Source organism: Bifidobacterium sp. POST2/T3 (B1), from assembly GCF_058197115.1.
This window is the reverse complement of sequence record NZ_JBVPQK010000448.1, coordinates 1-2101: the sequence shown is the minus strand read 5'-3', so window position 1 is coordinate 2101 and position 2101 is coordinate 1. Positions and strand designations below refer to the sequence as shown.

Annotated in this window: 3 protein-coding genes and 1 pseudogene; all 4 read left to right on the top strand. The window is 62.0% G+C overall.

Going from position 1 to position 2101, the window contains the following annotated elements; genetic code table 11:
• Nucleotides 1–399, top strand: a 399-nt coding sequence (locus tag AC0AP0_RS12650) for a phosphoglucose isomerase-related protein (RefSeq protein ID WP_490430743.1), incomplete at its 5' end; no start/stop codon positions are given.
• A 221-nt stretch (nucleotides 400–620) separates the two neighbouring features.
• Nucleotides 621–992: a 50S ribosomal protein L19 gene (gene rplS / locus AC0AP0_RS12645; RefSeq protein ID WP_046322486.1), complete on the top strand. Its 372-nt coding sequence runs from the start codon at nucleotides 621–623 to the stop codon at nucleotides 990–992.
• Nucleotides 993–1147: 155 nt separating this feature from the next.
• Complete coding sequence (gene lepB, locus AC0AP0_RS12640) at nucleotides 1148–1912, top strand: signal peptidase I (RefSeq protein WP_490430742.1); 765 nt, start codon at nucleotides 1148–1150, stop codon at nucleotides 1910–1912.
• A 7-nt stretch (nucleotides 1913–1919) separates the two neighbouring features.
• A pseudogene (locus tag AC0AP0_RS12635) lies at nucleotides 1920–2101 on the top strand (ribonuclease HII); the annotation flags it as partial.

Below are 2101 nucleotides of genomic sequence, written 5' to 3'. Positions count from 1 at the left end.
GACGGCGACCAGGACGTGCACGAGCTCTTCCTGGCCAACTTCCTGGCCCAGACCAAGGCATTGGCCTTCGGCAAGACTGCTGATGAGGTCCGCGCCGAGGGCACTCCGGAGGCCATCGTTCCGGCCCGGGTCTTCACCGGCAACAGGCCCACCACATCCATTTTCGGCGATGCGCTGACTCCGGCAGCCTTGGGTGAGCTGATTGCCCTCTACGAGCACATCACACTGACCGAGGGCACCGTCTGGGGCATCGATTCCTTCGACCAATGGGGAGTTGAGCTGGGCAAGAAGCTGGCCCGCGAGATCACTCCGGCCATCTCCCGGGACGACCAGGCGCTGGCCGAGCAGGATCAGTCCACCAGGTCTCTGATCGCCTTCTACAGGGCCCACCGCCGCTGATGCCCGGCCGGGCCCTTGCAGGTCCGGCTCGTGATATATTATTGGACAGTTGTTTGCCGGAAGGGTAGCTGCCGCATGGGCTCCCTTCCTTTCAGGTCCAGCCGGATGTTCCGGCGGATTGGCACCCCCGACGGCAGACCGTCGGGTTCCGTTCAGGATCGCTTCCTTGTGGATTGCGGTCCATGGCATGGGTCGATGTGCGGCGGCCATGGAGGAACAGCATGAACGCGATTCAGGAATTTGACGCCAGCCACATGAAGCCTGCGGAGCAGATCCCCGACTTCCGTCCCGGCGATACCGTCGAGGTCAACGTCAACATCACCGAGGGCAACAACTCCCGTATCCAGGCTTTCACGGGCGTGGTGATCGCCCGTCAGGGCTCCGGTGTGCGCGAGACCATCCTCGTGCGCAAGGTCAGCTTCGGCGTGGGCGTCGAGCGTCGCTTCCCTCTGCACTCCCCGCAGATTGACTCCATCAAGGTGCTGCGCCACGGCCGTGTCCGCCGTGCCAAGCTCTACTACCTGCGTGGGCTGCACGGCAAGGCCGCCCGCATTGTCGAGCGGCGCGACAACAAGGCTGAGTCCGACAAGTAGGATTTTGCCGGGGCGATCCAGCCCAGACCTTGGCCGTAAACACCCGGGATGCAGTTCTCCCGGGTTTTTTCATGCTTGGGTGTGTACGCTATGAGGCATGCGGGACCTATTCTGTTAGTTAGTGTGTGGTTTTCTGCGGATGACAAGGAGTGAATATGGCCTTTCGGGATGAGGAAGCGACCCCGTCAGGACTCTGGTACCCGGACGGCAGGCAGGCCGCCTCAGCCCCGGTGCCGCCCCGTCATGCCCACGACCACCCTGGTGGACGCGGCTCCGCCAGGGGCAGCCACCCACGTCTCGGCGAGCGTGGCTTTCTGCCCGAGTTCCTTTTCGAGCTGGTTGTCCTGCTGGTAGTGGTCTCCATCCTGCGCATATTTTTGATTTGCAACTACATCATCCCTTCCGGCTCCATGGAGAACACCTTGGGCGTCGGGGACAGAATCCTGACCACTCATAGGCTGACCAGATCCATGGTGGCTCCCCGCCGTGGGGATGTGGTGGTCTTTACTGATCCAGCTGACTGGCTCGGTGATGAATCCTCGCCCAGCTTCCGTGGCAATCACCTGGTCAAACGCCTGATTGGCATGCCCGGCGACACGGTGGCCTGCAAGGGTCATGGCGCCCCGGTCACCGTCAACGGTGTAGCCCTTGACGAGAGTTCCTACCTGCGCCCAGGAGTAGAGCCAAGCTCCTTCCCTTTCAAAATCAAGGTCGATCCTGGGCATGTCTTCGTCATGGGTGACAACCGCTCCAACTCTGCAGATTCCCGCCTGCACAAGGACGACGGCCATAATGGTCTGGTTCCCATAGACAACATCAAAGGCACTGCGTTGCTGACCTATTACCCGGTGGGCAGCTGGAAGCTGCTCAATAACCAGCACAAGGTTTTCGACGCTGTGCCCGACCCGACCCAGAACTGAACCGGCTGTGAGGCGGATTCTGCCAACCCTGGCTACCGAGGCTGCCTTGGCTGACCAGGGAGCTGAGTATGTGCTGGGCTTGGACGAGGTCGGCCGGGGAGCTCTGGCAGGTCCGGCCATGGTTGGCGTGGTGGCGGTCAGGTCCTCCGACCTGCCCCATTTGAAAGTCCCTGACGGGGTGGCGGATTC